Origin of the sequence: Dyadobacter crusticola DSM 16708, assembly GCF_000701505.1 — a bacterium.
Lineage (GTDB): Bacteria > Bacteroidota > Bacteroidia > Cytophagales > Spirosomataceae > Dyadobacter > Dyadobacter crusticola.
This window is the reverse complement of the sequence record NZ_JNJB01000008.1, coordinates 266,329-285,754: the sequence shown is the minus strand read 5'-3', so window position 1 is coordinate 285,754 and position 19,426 is coordinate 266,329. Positions and strand designations below refer to the sequence as shown.

General features: G+C 45.2%; 21 protein-coding genes. 12 read left to right on the top strand and 9 right to left on the bottom strand.

Annotated elements, in window-relative coordinates; genetic code table 11:
- Positions 1–15: 15 nt before the first annotated feature.
- On the top strand, positions 16–1,167 hold the full coding sequence (locus Q369_RS0113915; RefSeq protein WP_031528410.1) for a TlpA disulfide reductase family protein: 1,152 nt from the start codon (positions 16–18) through the stop codon (positions 1,165–1,167).
- Between the two features lie 70 nt (positions 1,168–1,237).
- Here Q369_RS0113915 and Q369_RS0113910 read toward each other — a convergent pair whose 3' ends face one another.
- Positions 1,238–2,113 carry an NAD-dependent epimerase/dehydratase family protein gene (locus Q369_RS0113910; protein WP_031528409.1) on the bottom strand — a complete coding sequence of 292 codons (876 nt, stop codon included), beginning with the start codon at positions 2,111–2,113 and terminating at the stop codon, positions 1,238–1,240.
- Positions 2,114–2,133: 20 nt separating this feature from the next.
- Here Q369_RS0113910 and Q369_RS0113905 point away from each other — a divergent pair, with 20 nt between their 5' ends.
- Both Q369_RS0113905 and Q369_RS0113900 read left to right on the top strand, forming a co-directional pair.
- A complete protein-coding gene (locus Q369_RS0113905; protein WP_031528408.1) occupies positions 2,134–3,144 on the top strand; it encodes a gliding motility protein GldB-related protein in 1,011 nt (336 codons plus the stop codon).
- A gap of 45 nt (positions 3,145–3,189) precedes the next feature.
- Positions 3,190–4,278 (top strand): complex I subunit 1/NuoH family protein, encoded by a 1,089-nt coding sequence (locus Q369_RS0113900; RefSeq protein ID WP_031528407.1) that lies wholly within the window; start codon positions 3,190–3,192, stop codon positions 4,276–4,278.
- On the opposite strand, the gene Q369_RS0113895 is transcribed toward Q369_RS0113900, so the two are convergent.
- The 3 genes from Q369_RS0113895 to Q369_RS0113885 are packed head-to-tail and all read right to left on the bottom strand — an operon-like array spanning position 4,271 to position 6,672.
- Complete coding sequence (locus Q369_RS0113895; protein ID WP_031528406.1) at positions 4,271–4,723, bottom strand: YEATS domain-containing protein; 453 nt, start codon at positions 4,721–4,723, stop codon at positions 4,271–4,273. The two genes, Q369_RS0113900 and Q369_RS0113895, sit on opposite strands and share 8 nt — an antisense overlap.
- A 52-nt stretch (positions 4,724–4,775) precedes the next feature.
- Positions 4,776–6,005 (bottom strand): ABC transporter permease, encoded by a 1,230-nt coding sequence (locus Q369_RS0113890; protein WP_031528405.1) that lies wholly within the window; start codon positions 6,003–6,005, stop codon positions 4,776–4,778.
- A 40-nt stretch (positions 6,006–6,045) separates the two neighbouring features.
- Positions 6,046–6,672, bottom strand: a complete 627-nt coding sequence (locus Q369_RS0113885) for an ABC transporter ATP-binding protein (RefSeq protein ID WP_031528404.1) — start codon at positions 6,670–6,672, stop codon at positions 6,046–6,048.
- Positions 6,673–6,915: 243 nt separating this feature from the next.
- Here Q369_RS0113885 and Q369_RS0113875 point away from each other — a divergent pair, with 243 nt between their 5' ends.
- The 5 genes from Q369_RS0113875 to Q369_RS0113855 are packed head-to-tail and all read left to right on the top strand — an operon-like array spanning position 6,916 to position 10,969.
- Positions 6,916–7,926: a DUF6089 family protein gene (locus Q369_RS0113875; protein ID WP_229206835.1), complete on the top strand. Its 1,011-nt coding sequence runs from the start codon at positions 6,916–6,918 to the stop codon at positions 7,924–7,926.
- Between the two features lie 10 nt (positions 7,927–7,936).
- Positions 7,937–8,635, top strand: coding sequence for a type IX secretion system protein PorG (gene porG, locus Q369_RS0113870; protein ID WP_229206834.1), 699 nt, complete (start codon positions 7,937–7,939; stop codon positions 8,633–8,635).
- Between the two features lie 4 nt (positions 8,636–8,639).
- Positions 8,640–9,182, top strand: a complete 543-nt coding sequence (locus tag Q369_RS0113865) for a DUF2911 domain-containing protein (RefSeq protein ID WP_031528401.1) — start codon at positions 8,640–8,642, stop codon at positions 9,180–9,182.
- 24 nt (positions 9,183–9,206) lie between these two features.
- The gene (locus Q369_RS0113860) at positions 9,207–10,094 is read left to right on the top strand and encodes a trypsin-like peptidase domain-containing protein (RefSeq protein ID WP_031528400.1); all 888 of its coding nucleotides are present in this window, start codon (positions 9,207–9,209) and stop codon (positions 10,092–10,094) included.
- A gap of 50 nt (positions 10,095–10,144) precedes the next feature.
- Positions 10,145–10,969 carry a phytanoyl-CoA dioxygenase family protein gene (locus Q369_RS0113855; protein ID WP_031528399.1) on the top strand — a complete coding sequence of 275 codons (825 nt, stop codon included), beginning with the start codon at positions 10,145–10,147 and terminating at the stop codon, positions 10,967–10,969.
- 3 nt (positions 10,970–10,972) lie between these two features.
- On the opposite strand, the gene Q369_RS0113850 is transcribed toward Q369_RS0113855, so the two are convergent.
- On the bottom strand, positions 10,973–11,668 hold the full coding sequence (locus Q369_RS0113850) for a YjjG family noncanonical pyrimidine nucleotidase (protein WP_031528398.1): 696 nt from the start codon (positions 11,666–11,668) through the stop codon (positions 10,973–10,975).
- 380 nt (positions 11,669–12,048) lie between these two features.
- On the opposite strand from Q369_RS0113850, the gene Q369_RS0113845 reads away from it, so the two are divergent.
- The 4 genes from Q369_RS0113845 to Q369_RS0113830 all read left to right on the top strand — a co-directional run bounded on the left by Q369_RS0113845 (position 12,049) and on the right by Q369_RS0113830 (position 14,550).
- A complete protein-coding gene (locus Q369_RS0113845; RefSeq protein ID WP_026632052.1) occupies positions 12,049–12,648 on the top strand; it encodes an RNA polymerase sigma factor in 600 nt (199 codons plus the stop codon).
- A complete protein-coding gene (locus Q369_RS0113840; protein ID WP_031528397.1) occupies positions 12,623–12,871 on the top strand; it encodes a hypothetical protein in 249 nt (82 codons plus the stop codon). The genes Q369_RS0113845 and Q369_RS0113840 overlap by 26 nt, the downstream gene beginning before the upstream one ends.
- A gap of 81 nt (positions 12,872–12,952) precedes the next feature.
- On the top strand, positions 12,953–13,615 hold the full coding sequence (gene nth / locus Q369_RS0113835) for an endonuclease III (RefSeq protein WP_031528396.1): 663 nt from the start codon (positions 12,953–12,955) through the stop codon (positions 13,613–13,615).
- Between the two features lie 77 nt (positions 13,616–13,692).
- On the top strand, positions 13,693–14,550 hold the full coding sequence (locus Q369_RS0113830) for an FKBP-type peptidyl-prolyl cis-trans isomerase (RefSeq protein WP_031528395.1): 858 nt from the start codon (positions 13,693–13,695) through the stop codon (positions 14,548–14,550).
- Between the two features lie 50 nt (positions 14,551–14,600).
- On the opposite strand, the gene Q369_RS0113825 is transcribed toward Q369_RS0113830, so the two are convergent.
- From Q369_RS0113825 to Q369_RS0113810, 4 genes are read right to left on the bottom strand one after another with little or no spacing between them, the layout of a single operon-like run.
- A complete protein-coding gene (locus Q369_RS0113825; RefSeq protein ID WP_031528394.1) occupies positions 14,601–15,731 on the bottom strand; it encodes a DegT/DnrJ/EryC1/StrS family aminotransferase in 1,131 nt (376 codons plus the stop codon).
- Positions 15,732–15,740: 9 nt separating this feature from the next.
- Positions 15,741–16,328, bottom strand: coding sequence for an acetyltransferase (locus Q369_RS0113820; protein WP_031528393.1), 588 nt, complete (start codon positions 16,326–16,328; stop codon positions 15,741–15,743).
- Position 16,329: 1 nt separating this feature from the next.
- Positions 16,330–16,890: a sugar transferase gene (locus Q369_RS0113815; protein ID WP_031528392.1), complete on the bottom strand. Its 561-nt coding sequence runs from the start codon at positions 16,888–16,890 to the stop codon at positions 16,330–16,332.
- 11 nt (positions 16,891–16,901) lie between these two features.
- The gene (locus tag Q369_RS0113810; RefSeq protein ID WP_031528391.1) at positions 16,902–19,310 is read right to left on the bottom strand and encodes an alpha-ketoacid dehydrogenase subunit alpha/beta; all 2,409 of its coding nucleotides are present in this window, start codon (positions 19,308–19,310) and stop codon (positions 16,902–16,904) included.
- Positions 19,311–19,426 lie beyond the last annotated feature (116 nt).

The window sequence follows — 19,426 nt, the reverse complement described above, 5'->3', positions numbered from 1 at the left end:
GAAATTCTCAGGCTTATGAAGGGGTTTTTAAAAGGTAGTATATTGTCTGTATTGCTCGTCGCCGGGGTACAATCCTGGGCGCAGCAGCTTGATCCAAAGGATTTTACAGTAACTGGCAAAGTTAAAAATGGTGCGAAAGGTGAGAAGGTTATACTTGCCAAGTCCACAGCTGCCGGATCTTCGGTTAAGCTCGATTCGACCCAATTGGCTGCTGATGGCAGTTTTACGATAAAAGGGACAGAAAGAGACCGGGGCAGTTTTTTTACGCTCAACATTGCCGACCGTCAGAAAGTAGTTCTTCTTGTTGAAGGTGGCGAAAATTTGAATGTACAGGCAGATGGTACCACCCGGGATGCCAAAGGTAATGGTGGAAAAGCCGAGGTGTCCGGTTCTAAAAACATGGAATATTATGGGCAGCTTGACAAGCTGATGCAGTCTTTTGCAGCCAAGGTGACGGTTTGGAATGAAGAATATGCAGCCGCAGAAGAGAAAAAGGATACCAAGAAAATAGCTGAGATCCAGCAGAATTTCACAAAGGCAGATCAGGAACGTTTGACGGCTATCAAATCGATGCTGCCAGAGATGGGCACTTCGCTGGTTGCCTTGTTCGCGGCAAACAACTTTCTAAATCCGGAAACGGATATTGAAACATTGAAAAAGCTTGCCGATGATTATGAAAAGGTACAGCCAACTCCTACACTGGCCAAAGGTTTTATTGGCCAAGTAAAGCGTTTTGCAGGTGTATCAATCGGTCAGGAAGCGCCTGATTTTACACTCAATAGCCCGGAGGGAAAACCGGTTTCATTGTCTTCGCTTCGTGGCAAGTATGTACTGATCGATTTCTGGGCTTCCTGGTGCGGACCATGCCGAATGGAAAATCCCAATGTGGTCAGAATGTATGATAAGTTTAAAGACAAAGGTTTTGATATCTATGGAGTGTCGCTAGACGATAATGAGAAAGCCTGGAAAACTGCGATTTCAAAAGACAATCTGAAATGGCAACACGGATCAGAGTTGAAAAAATGGAATTCCGGCGTAGCGCAAACCTACGGGGTGAATGCGATACCAGCTACTTTTCTCGTTGATAAAGACGGAAAGATCATCGCTAAAAACCTGAGGGGGCCTGCTCTTGAAAGCAAGCTGACAGAACTATTGGGCGCCCAATAATTGCTTTTTTGGTTATATCATAATAAAACCCGCAGAGAAGCTTCTTGCGGGTTTTATGCCTTTGGTATCCTCAAAGAGGATCTTCCAGGGAATAGAAGAAATGTAATGGATCCGGATATATAAAGTTGTACCGGTAGCTCTCGGTCAATTTGTTATTTGAAATAATCTTAAAATCAACTTGCGGTCCTTCGGCGAATGTGGGTGCTTCCCAGCCGAATTGAGCACAGGTAGCAATATAGATTTCGCTACGGGTTGGATGAAGCGGGGCTACTATGTTGAAAGTTTCATTGCTAACGCCCTGTTGGAGCATCGCCAGGATAATCGCGGCGCCATCGTCCCTGTGAATGTAGTTGACAGGGACCGTTCCCGTAGTCATATCTTTCTTTCCCTTCACATATTTCCCGGGAATGCGGTTGTAGCCAAGCAGCCCGCCGAAGCGGAGAATACTCGCGGTGCATTCCGGCCGCAAAGAAGTTATTAAGTTCTCAGCCTGCACCATTTCGGGATATGCTGATTCTTCCGGTGTAGTTACGTCATCTTCGGTAACAATCCGGTTCAGGTCGGGGTAAATGCTGGTTGAACTAATAAAAAGGACTTCTTTAACCTGAGATACCCTGATCGCTGCTACCACTGCTTGTACTTGCTGTGCATAAAAACCAGGGTCATTCTGACTGGAACGCGGTGGCAAAGAGATGACCAGTGAATCCACGTCAAAGAATGCATTTAGCTTTTCAGCATCTGCCGAAAAACCGGGAGTAAGATCAAGCAAAAAACCGTCCAGCCCGAGGGCATTGAATTTAGCGAGCTTGGATTCGGACGTAGTACTGCATTTGATTTGCAATGTAATAGGATCAGCAAGCAAACGTTGTGCTAGTGAAATCCCCAGCCAACCGCAGCCTAGAATGCCTATTCGTTTTTTTTCTACTTTTGAAGCTTCACCTGACATATTATATTTCCGATAGTCGAATGGTTTATTTAAAACAAATCAGTCTTATTGCCCTGCTGGCAGCCTTTTCATTTTCCTGTAAGCCCGACAACAGAGCTGTTGCTGATATCAGTGATATAGATTTAAAGGTTACTTCTGAAAACCTAGACGAGGAGCTATTTGCTTGTAAATCGCAGACAGAAGTACAAAATTTTTTGAACAAACATCCGCATTTAGGCAGGTATTACTTTTCTGAAGCGCCGGTTGAGCCTGGTAAGCTGGCAGGTTATCTGTTCAATATTCTTCAAAATCAGGATTTCAGGACATTTAAGACACAGCTTGATTCACTGATCGGCGACCGGCAAGCCGTGATTGTAGATTCCCTGACCAAAGCTTTCAAACACATTAAATACTATTACCCCAAATTCCAAGCACCGAAAGTCGAGTTTATGGTTTCGGGTTTTGCAGGAAATGATCTTTATATATCAGACTCTCTGATCATCATCGGTCTCGACTATTTTGGCGGCCCGAATGCAATGTACCGCCCCGACGTATTTGACTATCAGTTACGCCGCTACCAGAAAGAGTACATTGTTCCTTCTATCATTTTCTTTATTTCAAACAGGTTCAATAAGATAAGCCCTGGCGATCAGACTTTACTTGCAGATATGATCGGCTATGGAAAAGGCTACGAATTTGTGAGATACATGATGCCCGGAACACCGCAGAGCCTCATTATCGGCTACTCGGAGGATATTCTGAGAAAGACCTATAACAGTCAGCAGGATATCTGGGCTTATTTCATTGCGAGCAAGCTTTTGTATGAAAAGAATGTACTGCAAAAACGCAAGTTCATCGAAGAGCGGCCATTTACAACTGAAATCGGACAGAAAGTACCAGGTGCTATTGCCCGGTGGGTAGGGTGGCGCATTGTCAGTGTATTTATGAAAGAAAACAAGGATATATCCATTGTTGATTTAATGGAGATTGAAAATGCGAGCCGGATCCTGCAGGAGTCGGGTTATAGCGGCCAGCCGGACAAAGTAGAATAGTTTTTATTTACTTTTGCCAAATCCAGTTAACTCAACTAGCCTTTAATGCCATTTACCCTTATCATTTTCCTGCTGCTGGTACCCGGCTTCGTGGTGATCGGCGTATACCTTGAGAGGAAGGTATCCGCTTTCATTCAGGATAGAATGGGGCCGATGGAGGTAGGTAAGTGGGGGCTTTTGCAGCTTTTTGCAGATTTGCTCAAACTATTGCAGAAAGAGGATATTGTTCCCAAAGCAGCTGACCGGCGTCTCTTCCTGATCGCGCCATTTATCATTTTCATCTCCGTTTTCGCAGGTTTCGCGGTTGTTCCGCTCGCTCCGGAGCTTGCAGGTTCAGACGCAGCAGTCGGTGTTTTCTTTCTTTTGACAATTGTCTCGGTGGATGTTGTCGGGTTGTTAATGGCCGGCTGGGGTTCGAATAATAAGTTTGCATTGTTCGGCGCAATGCGCGCGGTAGCACAGATTATTTCCTACGAAATTCCACTGGGCCTTTCAATCCTTTGTGTAGTAATGTTGACGCAAACGCTTGACTTGCAGGTAATCAGCTTTCAGCAAGGTATTTACTCGCCAGACCCGGTTTACCTTTTTGGAATGAAACAATTGGGCGTAGATGTAACCCAGATAGGCGGGTTCCTGACCTGGAATATCATCCGGAATCCTTTCTTGTTAATAGCTTACGTCATATTCTTCATAGCCTCATTGGCTGAATGTAACCGCGCACCGTTTGACTTACCAGAAGGCGAATCCGAGTTAGTAGCCGGTTTTCACACAGAATATTCCGGAATGCGCTGGGCGCTCTTTATGCTTTCTGAATATGGAATGATGTTGCTGGTATCGCTGCTGGGCGCAATTCTCTTTCTGGGAAGCTGGAATACACCTTTGCCAAACATTGGGCCGCTCCGCCTGGCAGAATGGACAAGCGGAGAACCTGGGACTTGGTTTGGTTACATTACAGGTCTTTTCTGGATTTTGAGTAAGGCCATGTTCGGTATCCTACTGCAAATGTGGGCACGGTGGACTTTGCCACGCCTCCGCGTAGATCAGCTGATGTATTTAGGCTGGAAGGTGTTGACACCGATTGGTCTTGTGCTCTTTTTTATCTCCGGCATCTGGCGATTGATCGGTATCAGTTAGCGATTTCTGCGCCGTCCAGAATGTAGTTCATCTGGTAGATATCGTCTGCATTCAGCTTCAATGTACCCGTAAAAGTAAGCCGCTCATCGGTTTTGAACTTCCGCCCATCTTTCTTTTTAAAATTAAGCGTCATGACAGTTTCCGGTCCTGCGCCTCCGCAAAAGAAGCACGCGCTGAATGGGAATGCAGAAAGTACATACAGATTTGCGTCCAGATCAATGGGCAGAATGTAGCCTGTAATTGCTACCTGCTGGTTTTTCAACTTCTGAACACTTGGCCCGAAAGTGGGATGGAGCATGTAAATGGATTCTTCGGCATACCACTTTTTCTTGAAAGTCACATCGCGCAAAGTTTCCCAGGTCACCTTCACAGGCTCGTTGGCCGGCTTAAATGCAAGTAGTGTTGTAATGCAAAAAAATAGTATGGTTGCTTTCAAAGCTTTCATTGCTCTTCTATTTAAAAGGGATTGAACCTGATAAACAAATTTAAGCAGATTATCATTCCTCCGCCAGTGTGCGGGATATATTCAGCCGGTAAATTCCAGCCGAAGGAAGCGCCGCCGCGATTGCGCCAACAGCGAGAGCGGCAAAAAGAAGATAAATTTCCTCAGGCAGCAGTGCGAACTTGCCCAGCGTATAATGGAAATCCTGTTCAGCTGCTTTTGAGAAAAACCACAACCCGACCCTGCTGAGGATAATGCCGGAAAAGAAGCCGATAACCGCCAGGAACAAGCCTTCGATAAGAAGCATCAGAAAAAGGAAAGTTCGTGTAGCGCCGAGAGAAAGCATCAATGCCATTTCGTACTTGCGCTCTTTCAGGGAATTGTAAAGCGACACAAAAACACTCACACCAGCAATGGTAATTATGATGAGGGCGATCGCCCTTAATGTCTCGATGCCTACGCCCAGCAGCGAGAAAAGGCGGTTAATTTCAATACTCGGCAATGCGGCTTGCATGGAGGTATTCTGGTTGATTTGCCGCGGGATCGTCATTAAACCCATTGGATTACGGAACTGGATTAATGCGCTGGTAACATCCCGTCCATCTTCGTCGGGCTCGCCACCTGCCTGTTCTTCAGAATGGTTCTCGTGCTTTTCAGCTGTGGGTCCTTCGTGATCATGGATATCCCAGATACTGGATAATCTGGTAAGGATCAATTGATCTACTACCGAGCCACTTGGCTGAAAAATGCCGGTGACTTTGTATTTACGGTCCCCGTGTACATCGCCTGCACCATCCAGCCCATGGGAGCTCGCGAAAGTATCGCCGATTTTCAGCCCTGAAACCCGCGCCACTTTGCTCCCCAGCGTTACCTCCATGGATGCATTATATATGTGGCCTTCGCCGATCTTGGCTTTATAGTGTTCAATGTATTTAGGTGTGGTCCCCACTATCCTGAATCCCTGAAAATTATCTCCCATAGAGAGCGGGATCACTGTTTTAACAAAGGGATTTTTTCTCAATGCATTCACTTCTGCCAGCGGGACATTGCCTGTTGGCGCATCGATCTGATAAATGCTTGACAGGATAAGCTGCAGCGGGCTGCCTTTCGCGCCCACAACCATATCAATACCCTTGATGTTTTTGCGGAATTGTTCATCGAGCTGCTTGTTCAGAAGCAGAAGCAACGAGATCATCCCGATACCCAGTGCAAGCAAAAGTGCGCTCAGGAAGCTGTTAAGCTTTTTTTCTTTGATATTGGCGATGCTGATCTTGAGAAGGTTCATTGCTTTGATTTTTGCTGCCAAAAGAAACAGCCTTGATCCGTTATAAAATCACCTGGTTGGAAAATTCATCTTTCAGCCGCTGATCGTGTGTAACCACCACCAGGCTTGCACCTATCAGGGCCGACTGCGTTTTGAGTAAATCGATAACGCGCTGGCAATTGATATCATCCAGGTTGGAAGTTGGTTCGTCGGCCAGGATCACATTGGGTTCGTTCATCAATGCACGCGCGATACTTACCCGCTGCTGCTCTCCCTGACTGAGTTGTGCTGTTTTCTTGTTCAAGTGTTCGGCAAAGCCCAGTTCATTGGCCAGGAAAATCGCTTTTTTCCTATCCTGCGCCTTTTCTGCAAGGAAATTGGATAACAGCAGGTTGTCGATTACTGTCAATGCACTTACAAAATGAGCCCGCTGGTAAATGATCCCTATGTTTTTTGCCCTGATCAATGCAATCTGCTCAGGTTCGAGGTGGCTGATAGACCGCCCGGCAACAGACACTTCCCCGGATTCGGGCCGGAGGAGTAATGCGAGGAGATGGAGCAATGTGGTTTTACCCTTTCCGGATTGGCCTAAGATCAGCAAAGTTTCCTTGTCACCGCAATTGATATCAGGAAATTGGAATGTTTTTTGTGGAGAATACGAAAACCTGAGATTGTGACTCGTAATCATTTCCTGGATCTTTTTTAGTCTGCAATGATAACAAAGTTTTTGCGGCCTTCACAATTTAGGACGTGTGTTAATGCACTGTTCAAGCTCCGGTATTCGTTTTCCGCACACTGAAAATCGATCGGCGGTAGTCCGTTTTAAAAAAATTCCCTCCCACAAATAAATCCATGGTAAATACGTTGAAATGGTGTTGAAGCCGTAATAAAACCGACAACTATCCTATTTTTGCAAAAAAACGATCTGAAAATGCGTAGACATTTTGAATTCAAAAGAGTACCGGGGGCGCTGGCAGTGATCATGACTTTTGGACTTTTATTAACAGGAAAGGAAGCCAGTGCGCAAAGCAGAGGCATTTTCGTCCCTTACTCTACAGCAGGCGTTGGCATAGGTACATCCAGCTACTTCGGTGATTTCGCTCCATATAGACGACACTTTGCATCTGTATTCAACATGATGCGCTGGAGCGCCGGGGCAAATTACACGAGACACTTTACACCACGTTTGGCAGCAAGGGCCAGTTTCACTTACGGACGTATTGCTGGTGACGACTACATAATGAACCGCAAGCCTAAATACGAAACAAATATCTTTTATGCCCGCAACCTGCATTTCAGGAATGATTTAAAAGAGTTTTCTGTACAAGGTATCTTCAAGCTTATTCCTGATAACAGAAGTTATGACAGAAGACCTCAGTTTGGAGCCTATCTTTTTGCAGGAGTAGCATTAACGGCGCATAATCCGAAAGCATTGGATTCATTAAATGGGGATTGGGTTAAGTTGCAGCCGCTTGGTACAGAGGGGCAAGGGAATGAAGGTTATGCCAAGCCGTATTCACTTGTTCAATTTGCTATACCGGTCGGAGTAGGATTGCGGTATAAAATCAATCAGCGGTTTGATGTTTCGGTAGAGCTAGGTTTCAGAAAGACTTTTACGGACTACCTTGATGATGCGCACGGGAATTATGCTGACCCAGCAGTGTTCGCGGACAACCCACTTGCACTGGCATTGTCAAACAGAACTACCGAGAGGGTAGCAGTCAGGAAGGGAGCAGATCGTACCGAAGCTTTGACCAAGTTTTTACAAGTTAATTATCAGGTTGAAGCAAATGATCCTTTTGCAGCGCTTCCGGCCACGGGCTTTGCGGCACCGGGAACAACGCGTGGAAACAGTCCTACATTAACCGACAATTACCTTTTCGGCATGATCCACCTGAATTACATGCTGCCTTCGCAGATCAAATGTCCTCCGCTTAAATAAGAAGCACACATTGAAATCAATATTTCTAAACAGAATTGATAAATACTTGCTTTACCTTCTGGCAGCAGGTATTTATTTTTTTGTCCCGATCAATTCCGTAATCGCTCAGAAAATTGAGCTAGGCGGTGGTGTTGGCGCGTTCAATTATAAAGGGGATATCTCACCTTCGCAGCGGCTCCGCTTCATTAAGCCGGGGGGGAGCTTGTTTTTCCGTTACAATCCCAGTCAGGCACTATCGCTGCGGGCTGAGGTAGCAGCAGGGGTTATCAGCGCCAGCGACAAGCACAGCAAGGACCCGTTTCAGGTTGCGCGCAATAAATCTTTCAGATCAGGAATCTTTGAGGGCAGCGCAGTAGCGGAATACAATTTCCTCAATTTCCAGGATCGCCGTTTTGCGGTCAACTGGAGCCCGTATCTTTTTGGTGGAGTAGGCTATTCCAGGTTTAATCCTCAAACCAAAACCAGCGATTATAAAACATCCTCATTCATTCTGCCCTACGGCGTTGGTATCAAATATCAGATCCGGCGTCCCTGGAATATCGGTCTGGAATATGGTGCGCGAAAGACTTTTACAGATTACCTGGACGATTTGGGAGGAAAGCCAGTGAACACAGACAAATTACAGCAGGGAGACCCTTCGCTGAAAGATAACTATTACTATATTAGACTTTCGGTAAGCTACACATTCTACAAAATCGTTTGCCCCTGATTCTATGAAAAAACCTCTGCTGATCGTTTTGATTGTTATTATTGCTGGGCTAATCGGGTTTATCGGTATGCGAATGTATACCAAGTCATTCAGTCCCGAGGCTGTTGCTGAAACAAGTAAGAATGGGGTTAACATCAAAGTCACATACAGCAAGCCGAGCAAGAAGGGGAGGTTGATTTTTGGGCGCGAACAAGACAATGCTTTGCTGCCTTATGGGAAGGTCTGGAGAACGGGTGCAAATGAAGCAACTCTCATTGAGATCGGCGAGGGACTTACAATTGCTGGAAAGCCTATAGAGGCTGGTACCTATTCCCTCTACTCCGTTCCCGGCCAGGGAAGCTGGAAGATCATCCTGAACTCGGAGGTAGGGCAATGGGGAACAAATTATAAGGACGGGAAAGATGTACTTCGTGTAGAGGTTCCCATTCGCATTCGCTCCTCGGTGCAGGAGCTGTTTGACATTTACTTCGAGGAAATTCCAAATGGTGTAAATATGATCCTCAGCTGGGACCAGACAGAAGCCGTTGTTCCTTTTCTACACAAATAGGATTGGTTTGCTACCTTTGCCGGCATGTTTGTTGGAGCCATTGAGAAAGTAGACCAGTTTACCCGCCCGATCCATTTTATATTCCGGTATTACACGGGCAGCGACATTGTACCTGGCACAGCTACCTTATTTTTTGTAAACGAAGACGGTTTTGCGATTACCTGCAGGCACGTAGCGCGTCAGATACTATACGCCAATTCCATCTACGAGAATTATCTCAAATTCAGGGGAGAACTTAGAAAGTTCGAGAAAGATCCTGGTTTTGAGACGCAGCGGGCAAATCTTGAAAGTAAATACAAGATCTCTGCCGCCAATCCGATTCGCGTGCTCTTCAATTTCATTCAATGCGTCTCTGCCTATAAAGCGATGACGATACATCTGCACCCCACGCAGGATCTCGCAATTATACAGTTTCGGGAATTTGAGTCTGTGCAGTACCAGGGTTATGCGCAATTCCTGAAAGATTCGCGTCTTGTAAAGCAAGGCAGGTATTTGTGCAGGCTAGGTTATCCCTTTCCGGAATTTACCAATTATCAATACAACAAAATTTCCGGCGATATTGAATGGACCAAAGAGGGTCGCTCAAAAACACCGAGTTTTCCTATCGACGGAATCATAACCCGGCACATTGGAGAAGGTAGTGAAGTGACCGGAATAGAAATGAGCACGCCGGGGCTGCGGGGGCAAAGCGGCGGGCCGCTCTTTGACCCGAACGGAACCATTTACGGAATGCAAAGTGCGACGCGGCACCTGCATCTTGGATTTGATCAGGTTAATAGGGAAGTGGTATCTGACGGGCAGCGGCGGAGAGTATCCAATTATCCTTTCCTGAATGTAGGTCAATGCGTGCATGTGGACGTGATTAAACAGTTTTTGAGAGAGAAAAAAATCAAATTCTACGAACAGGATTGACCAGGTAGTTTTCAGGAAGTCAAATCTTTTGTAATCATAAAGATCTGACTATGACTGACCTGCAACACGATCTCCTTCAAAGCGAACTTTCGGAACCATTCATTCTTCCTGACGAAGCTGTCGCGCATTTCAATACTTACGGATACGTCAAGCTCAAAAATGTGCTGAGTGAAAGTGTGCTCGCCTACTACGGAGAATTGATCACCGAACTTGTTTTTAAGCTTAATAAACTCACTAAGCCAATGGAAGAGCGCACGACCTATGAACGCGCTTTTTTGCAGGTGATGAATCTTTGGAGGGAGAGTGACGAAGTGAAAGAGTTCGTTTTTTCTAAAAGGCTCGCAAAAATCGCCGCCGACTTGCTGCAGACTTCCGGTGTAAGGTTATATCATGACCAGGCGCTTTACAAAGAATCATCAGGTGGTATCACACCTTGGCATGCAGATCAATTTTACTGGCCGCTCTCTTCACCGAAAACGGCGACAGTTTGGATACCGCTTCAAGCGACATCAATGGAAATGGGCCCGCTTGCATTTGCAGAAAAGAGCCATCACGTTGAAATTGGACGCAATTTGGAAATCAGTGATGAAAGTGAGGCGCTGATGAATGAGGCGTTAAAGCAATTTGAACTGAACGAAACGCCCTTTGATCTTGGGGAAGTCAGCTTTCACGCAGGCTGGCTGTTTCACAGGGCCGGAGCCAATACTTCGGGAAGTCCGCGTAGGGTAATGACAATGATTTACATGGACCAGGATCAGAAAGTGGCGCAGCCCAGAAATGAGTACCAGCAGGCAGACTGGGAAACCTGGCTTTTATCCCGACCTGTCGGCGGCCTGGCTAACAGCGAGTTCAATCCGGTGTTGTTTGCTTATTGATTATTATAAAATAAGCAGGAGCTCTTCCAATCTCCTGATATCGTAAGTTGGGCTTTCGTCAAATTGCAATCCTGCGGGATTAAGGTAGGCAGTATCAATTCCCATTTGTTTTGCGCCCAAAATGTCGGCGATCCAGTTGTCACCGACCATCATGCATTCTTCAGGAGTAGCCTGGGCCGCATTCAATGCGAATTCGAAAATTTTCGGGTCGGGCTTCTTGGCACTGGCAGTTTCGAAGGTAATCACGTTCTCGAAAAAGTGTCCGATCTGAGAACCGGCGAGCTTTCTTGCCTGGATTTCATTGAATCCATTGGTGATAATGTGCATTCGGTAGCCTGCATTTAAAGCATAATTGAGCAGATCAAGCGCGCCTTCAAGCAAATGCTTCTTATCGGGAAGGGTGTTCAGATATAATTCTCCGATTTCTTCATGATTTTCCGGACACTGAATGCCCAGATCTTCAAAAACAAGACGAAATCTGTTCTGACGTATATAGGTGTGGTGAATCTGCCCGCGATCAAATAAGTCCCATAAAGACAGGTTGACTTTCAGAAAACATTGTATGAAATCTTCCATTGAGCTTATTCCATGGTTCTGGAGTGTGAGCTTATGGAAAATCTCTTCCAGGGACTCGGATGAATTTCTATCGAAATCCCATAGCGTGTGATCCAGATCGAAAAAAATATGCTTGTACTTCATTCTGGGAAAAGTTCAATATTTATTAAAAAAGTTAAATTTCGATTTTTGTGAGCTACACAATAAAGATAATGCGGACAAATAAGTCGATCTCCTCGGGTTAAGCGTATATTTATATGATAAGTTCTATTAAATATTTTAAAAGGGACATATATACGTGGTAAATTGCTATTAGTGCGCAAAAAGCTGCTTAGTTGTTAACATGTGTTAATGAAAATCGATTTCGAAAAAAAAGAAACTCAAACATTTGCAAATTATTTGCTAAATCTATTTCTTTGATTCGTATAATTTGAAATACAGATAATACTTCAATTTTTTCACCAGACAGAAAGGAGAAACAATATCGACGAACCGCTCTACGTTAACTAAATCGAATAATAAAAATGGAGAAAGTCCAAGTTAGCGACAGTGAGTTGGTGACGTTGTATATCCGCGGGAATGAGAAAGCTTTCGAAAAACTCGTCCAGCGCCACAAATCAAGAATATACACCACTATTTATCTAATTGTTAAGGACCAGTATGTAGCCGAGGATTTATTACAGGATACATTTATTAAGGCCGTCGATACGATAAAGGGAGGTAGATATAACGATGAAGGCAAATTCCTGCCATGGATTATACGGATCGCACACAATCTCGCCATTGATTATTTCAGACGCGATAAACGCTACCCCAATGTAGTGTTCGAAGATGGAAGCAGTGTTTTTAATACGCTGGATTTTTCGGAGGATTCCGTTGAGTCAATCCAGATTCGTCAGGAAACACATGAACAACTGCGGGAGATGATCCAGCGGTTACCCGATGTGCAGAAGCAAGTACTGATCATGCGTCACTATGAGGACATGAGCTTTCAGGAAATTGCAGATGCCACGGGGGTGAGTATTAATACGGCATTGGGGAGAATGCGTTACGCGTTGATAAACCTGCGTAAGCAATTTAACCAACGTGCCCCACAGTATGACAAAAACTTTTACCTACGATGATGTTGTAAGGTATTTATATGCCGAGACAACAGAGAATGAAAATGAACTGATTGTTGAGGCGCTTGCGCTTGACGATAATTTGATGAACTTCTACCTGGATTCTTTGGAGATCCAGACACAGATGAACAAAATCACCCGGACTCCTTCCGATAAGGTGGTTTCAGAAGTATTCAAATATTCCCGGCAATTCACATCGAAAACACCTGCTGCTTTTCTCTATTGAGCAAAGCGGCAGGTATTTTTTTGCCAGCTATTCACAGAATAGCTGGATTTTGTTGTTTCTATCAGAGTATGATTTCTCTTTATGCATAGACAGGAGCGTTTTAAATTATTTCTGGATTATTTCACTAAGAACTTTCCTGAACCCGAAACCGAGCTGCATTATTCAAGTCCGTATGAGCTCCTGGTTGCAGTAATTTTGTCGGCGCAATGCACAGACAAGCGCGTAAACATTGTAACGCCGCCTTTGTTCGAGCGTTTTCCTGATCCCGAGTCACTTGCAGCTTCCAATGTAGAAGAAGTCTTTACTTACATTCGCTCCATTTCTTATCCTAATAATAAAAGCAAACACCTCGTCGGAATGGCGCGGATGCTGGTGGAGCAGTTTGGTTCGGAGGTACCTGCGTCTGTGGAGGAGTTACAGAAATTGCCAGGAGTAGGAAGGAAGACAGCCAATGTGATTGCTTCCGTTATTTTCAATCAGCCTGCAATGGCGGTGGATACGCACGTTTTCAGGGTATCGCACCGGCTCGGACTGGTTCCGAAAACTGCGACTACTCCGCTAAGCGTTGAAAAGGTACTGGTGAAGTATATTCCAAAACAGCTTGTTCACAAAGCACATCACTGGCTTATCCTGCACGGTCGCTATATCTGTATCGCAAGAAGCCCGAAATGCATGCAGTGCCCGCTTTCACCCTTTTGTAAATTCTTTGAAAAAAATGTACTTACAGAAGTTTCGAAATTGTAGTTACAACCAATATTCCTTTTGCAGGGTCTATCGTTTAAAATATCTATCCCATTAAATTTAAGAAAGGAAGCAAGCAAATGAAGCGTACAAAGTTAGCATTGTTTATTTTACTGGCTATGGTAGTTAGTTTGTCCGGTTGCATGAACTCGGACAAAAATCAGGATGAAGAAAAAATTGCTGAAAACGATACCCAGATCCAGGAGTTTTTAAAGACAGACAGCCTGGGTACCTCGGCAATTCGTGATAGTACAGGACTTTATTACATCATTAGAAAGTCAAACCCGAGCGGGCAAAAGGCGAAGAGAGGTGAGGCAGCAACAGTACGGATCAATGGTTACCTGCTAAACGGAACCAAGGTGCTTTCAATAGAAAAGGATTCAACGTTGAGCTTTCCTGTTGACGGATTTTCTACTCAAATCTACGGTTTGGAGTTTGGCATCAAGCTGATGCGGACCGGTGAAAAAGCAACATTTCTGCTCCCATTCTATCTGGCTTTCGGGAATGTAGACAGAGTTAATATTCCCGCCTATTCTGTGATCAGAATGGAAGTTGAATTGATTAAAACGCGCACAGAGGTGCAGCAGATAGATGATTTCCTAGCTAAAAAGCAATTTCCGGTATCGGAACGTACAGCAGATAATCTCGTGATTATTAGAACAAATACCGTAACCGGGGACACGCTTGGACCTGGTAAGTCGGTAAGTGTGAAGTACGTTGGAAAGATGTTGAATGAAAAGGAGTTCGACAAGAACACTATTCCGATTACAACAGGAACAAATGGTACAATTCCCGGCTTCGACAGGGCGATTCGCAAACTGCGTAAGACCGAAAAAGCGATTATCATTTTCCCTTCTGCATTAGGGTATAAAGAGCGTGGATCGGGTTCAATTCCGCCATATACACCAATCATGTTTGAAGTTGAGGTATTGCCTTAATCATTGCTGAAAACATTCTAAAAGAGCTGCCGGAGAATTCTGGCAGCTCTTTAATTTTTACCGGCTTTAATAATGCACTCACATATATTATTAATGTCTTGTTTATCCAGGGTAGAGCCGGACGGGAGACAAATTCCGGCACTAAAAATCCGCTGAGCAACGTCCCCGCCAAAGTACTCTGCGTCTTTAAATAAAGGTTGCAAATGCATTGGCTTCCAAACGGGTCTTGTTTCAGTGCGCTGCTCCTCGAACATTGTTCTAAGCGCTTGCGGCAGAATCCCTGATGTCTTCGGGTCAAAAACAATGGTTGTCAGCCACCGGTTTGAAAAGGCACCCGCGGGCTCTTTCTGAAAGCTAATACCAGGAATATTCATTAGTTGATTCTTATACAGTTCGAAATTGAAACGCCGTTTTTCAACACGCGCTTCCAGAACTTCCATTTGCCCGCGTCCAATTCCCGCACAAATGTTGCTCATCAGGTAGTTATAGCCTATTTCAGAATGCTCATAATGCGGTGCATAATCCTTTGCCTGTGAAGCTAGGAACCTGGCTTTTTGCATGTAATCCAAACGCTGGCAGAGCAATGCGCCCCCGCCAGAAGTAGTGATAATTTTATTTCCATTAAATGAAAAAACTCCCATATATCCCAAGGTTCCCAAGCTGTGTCGCTGGTAAGAAGAGCCTAGCGCCTCAGCGGCATCCTCAATGAGTGGAATATCATATCTGGAACAAATCATAATAATTTCTTTGAGTTTCGCGGGCATTCCGTAAAGATGTACCAACATGACAGCCTTTGGTTTTTTGCCAAGCCTGATATAATGCCTGATGGCCGTCTCTAATGCCTCTGGGCACATGTTCCATGTTTCTGCCTCGCTATCAATAAACACGGGTACCGCTTGCAGGTAAAGGATCGGATTAGCGGAGGCAACGAAGGTAAGTGATTGACAAAGAACGATATCATCTCTTTGTACCCCTAACACTTGCAGCGCCAGGTGGATAGCAGCCGTTCCGGAAGAGACAGCCAATGCATACTTACTACCGGTAAATAGACAAAGATCCCGTTGTAAAGCATCTATATTAGGCCCGACGGGTGCAATCCAGTTACTTTCAAATGCGTCCTGAATGTACTTCAATTCATTCCCTCCAAGATGCGGAGGCGATAGCCAGATTTTGTAATCCATGTGTGTGTGTTAAATTTTAAGTTTTCGTGCGGGAATTCCGACGACTGTTGAATTATCAGGAATATCTTTTGTGACCACACTTCCGGCACCTACAATGCAGTTTGCGCCAATAGTAATATTAGGTAAAATGATGCAGCCGGCGCCGAGCAACGTATTTTCTCCAACCCGTACATTCCCGCAAAGAGTAGCTCGTAGTGCAACATGTACAAAGTTTCCAAGATGGCATTCATGCTCGATGATAGCGCCTGTATTCACAATAACGTGTTCGCCAACTTGCGCTTCAGACTGGATTATAGCTTGGTGAAATACCATCGAACCTATGCCAATGATTGTGTCAGCGCCAATTAATGCAGTTTTGTGAATCAATTTGCCAAAATGATGCGTCACCTTTTCGGCAACACTGCGTCTCGTGTGATTATCTCCGATCGTGACCAAAAGCAGCTTTTCGGGGAAGATTTCGGGATCGTAAGGCCTAACCCGATGATTTAGGAAAATGGATGAAAACTGATCATCGAAAATAGCTTCAACTTCAAACCCTTTTTCCAAAAGCATTTGATAAACAACCTTCGCGTGGCCGCCAGCTCCGTATAGCAGCATATCAATTTCCTTTAAATTCTTCGATAGAAGTCGAGGGCGCATCGACATTCCGGTCAAGTATTCTGGATAACGTAAGCCAAAGAATCTTTAAATCAAGCTTTAAAGAGACATTTTCTGTGTACCAGACGTCGTATTCAAACTTCTTCTGCCAGCTGATTGCATTGCGCCCATTCACCTGCGCCAATCCGGTTATACCCGGCAAAACAGCATGTCGCCGGTTTTGAAATGGATCATAAAGCGGAAGATAACTGGTCAGCAACGGGCGCGGACCAACAATGCTCATTTCACCTCGCAGTACATTCCAGAGTTGCGGGATTTCATCAATGGAAGTTTTTCTGAGTACGAGACCAATGCGTGTAGGGGCTCCGTCACGCATTGTCCGGAGTTTGATCAATGTAAAAAGCTTTCCATTCAGTCCTGGTCTTTTCTGGAAGAAAAGTGGCTTACCTCGGGAGTCAATGCAAACAATGAATAGTATCCAAACAAAAAGCGGCCACAGGAGGAGAATCCCTGTCGCCGCAATTGTGATATCTAAAATTCTTTTTCCTGATTTTTGATACATGTAATCAAACGCTAAAACAGTTCCGGATAGATCTCGGGCTCTGCTTCGCGCATGATTTGATAAACAGTTTCAAATATATCGTCCATATTAGGTTTCGAGAAATAATCACCGTCCGACCCGTAAGGCGGGCGGTGATCTTTGGCAGAAATCGTCACCGGCGCTGAATCCAGCCAGCGGTAAGCATTCTGTTTTTCCAAAACCTGCTGCATCATGTAACCTGACGCGCTACCTGGCAAATCCTCGTCAGCGAAGATCACCCTGTTCGTTTTCTTAATGGATTCTACAATGCTGCTGTTAATATCAAATGGTAAAAGTGTCTGCACATCGATTACTTCAACTTCAATGCCTACACTTTGCAATTGAGAAGCGGCCTCCATTACTATACGACACATTGAGCCGTAGGTCACAATTGTAATATCATTTCCTTCCTTTAAAATTTCGGGTTGCCCCAGCGGAATGCAGATTTCGCCTATATTATCAGGTAAAATTTCTTTTTGGCGATAAGAATTAAGTGGTTCAACGATTAAACCAGGATCGTCACCGCGCAATAATGTATTGTAAAAACCGGCTGCCTGTACAAAATTCCTCGGTACAATCACGTGCAAACCGCGCAAGCTGCTGAGCATAGTGCCCATTGGGGAGCCGGAATGCCAGATACCTTCCAGCCGGTGGCCTCTTGTTCTGATGATCAAAGGTGCTTTCTGTCCTCCGGCAGTACGGTAACGCAATGAAGCCAGATCGTCAGTCAGTGTGGCCAGTGCGTAGTAGATGTAATCGAAGTACTGGATTTCAACAATCGGCCGCAAGCCGCGCATGGCCATTCCGATACCCTGTCCGATGATCGTCGTTTCGCGGATACCTGTGTCTGTGATACGGAGCACGCCGAATTTCTCCTGCAAGCCTGCAAATCCCTGATTTACGTCACCGATCATCCCGATATCTTCTCCTAATGCAACTACTTTCTCATTTTTCTCAAAAGTCGCATTGAAAAAGGTCCGTATAACCTCGCGTCCGTCAACTACCGGGCTGTCTTCGGAAAATTCCGGTGCTACCGGCTGTACATGTAAAGGAGATTCAGAGGTTTCACTATAAAGGTGCGTATTGAACCGCGCCTGGTTCTCCTGAATGCTGGTTCTCAGGAAATCTTTCAATGCAGGTTTGAGCGGGATATCTTCTTTCCCGATAATCCGAAGCACTTTTCGGACACTCGCAATCATATCCCGGCGCACAGGCAGGTAAGTCCGCGATAGCTCGTTGACCACATTGCTGAGCTCCGTAGTGAACCGACTCTCACGTCCTGCATTCTGGATTAGCTGAATGGTTTCCAGGTATTCTCTATCTAAATCTTTCCGGTAAGCTTGCCACGCTTTATTCCGGGACTGAGAAGCAGTTTCTTTCGCCTCCACTTCAATTTGTTCCAGTTCCTCGTCCGTGGCATAGCCATTTTTAAGGATCCAGTTGCGGAAACGCACATTGCAGTCGCGTTCGTTTTCCCAGCTCAGTCTTTGTTTTGACTTATATCTTTCGTGGGAGCCGGAAGTGGAGTGGCCTTGCGGCTGGGTGAGTTCGGTAACATGTACCAAAACCGGTACGTGCTGAGTCCGGCAGATATTGGCTGCTTTTTCGTAAGTTTCAATCAAAGCCGGGTAATCCCAACCATGTACAGTCAGGATCTCGATACCTGGCTCATCTTCATTTCGCTGTAACCCTGCCAACGCTTTCGAAATGCTGCCTTTTGTAGTCTGATATTCAATCGGTACAGATATTCCGTAACCATCATCCCAAACAGAAACGAGCAATGGAACTTGCAGTACCCCGGCCGCATTCATTGCTTCCCAAAACATTCCCTGGGATGTAGAAGCGTCGCCGATGGTCGCGTAAGCAATTTCATTGCCCTGGCGTGAGAATTTTGTTAGGTTATGTAGCTGTTTGTTTGATTTGTATAATTTGGAAGCGTAAGCAAGACCTACTGCTCTGGGCATCTGGCCTGCTGTTGAAGAGATATCGCAAACAGAATTGTACAATTTTGTCTGGTCGAGCCACTGCCCGTTTTCATCCAGCCAGCGTGTCGAGAAGTGGCCGTTCATAGACCTGCCGCCTGTGTTTGGCTCGTGTTCAACGTCGGCGTGCGCGTACATTTGCGCAAAAAATTGCTGCCAGGTCAGGTTGCCAACTGCGGCCTCGATCGTCTGGTCCCTGTAATAGCCGGACCTGAAATCGCCGGGCCTGAAAGTGCGCGCGAGCGCAATTTGGGCTACTTCTTTACCGTCTCCGAAAATGCCAAATTTAGACCGTCCGCCCATGGTATCCTTTCTGCCCAGCAAACTTATCTGGCGACTCTCACACGCAAGACGGTAGTCGCTGATAATGTTTTCTTTACTTAAAATACCGGCACCAGTCAAACTATCATTTTGAAGCATAAGCAAAATTTTCGGGTATGAATCCGTAGTTAAATTACATTTTTTTGAATGCAAGCCAAAATTATGTGTCAAAATAATAATCGCCTCAGGCACGTTCAATCACTGCCTTCTGTTAA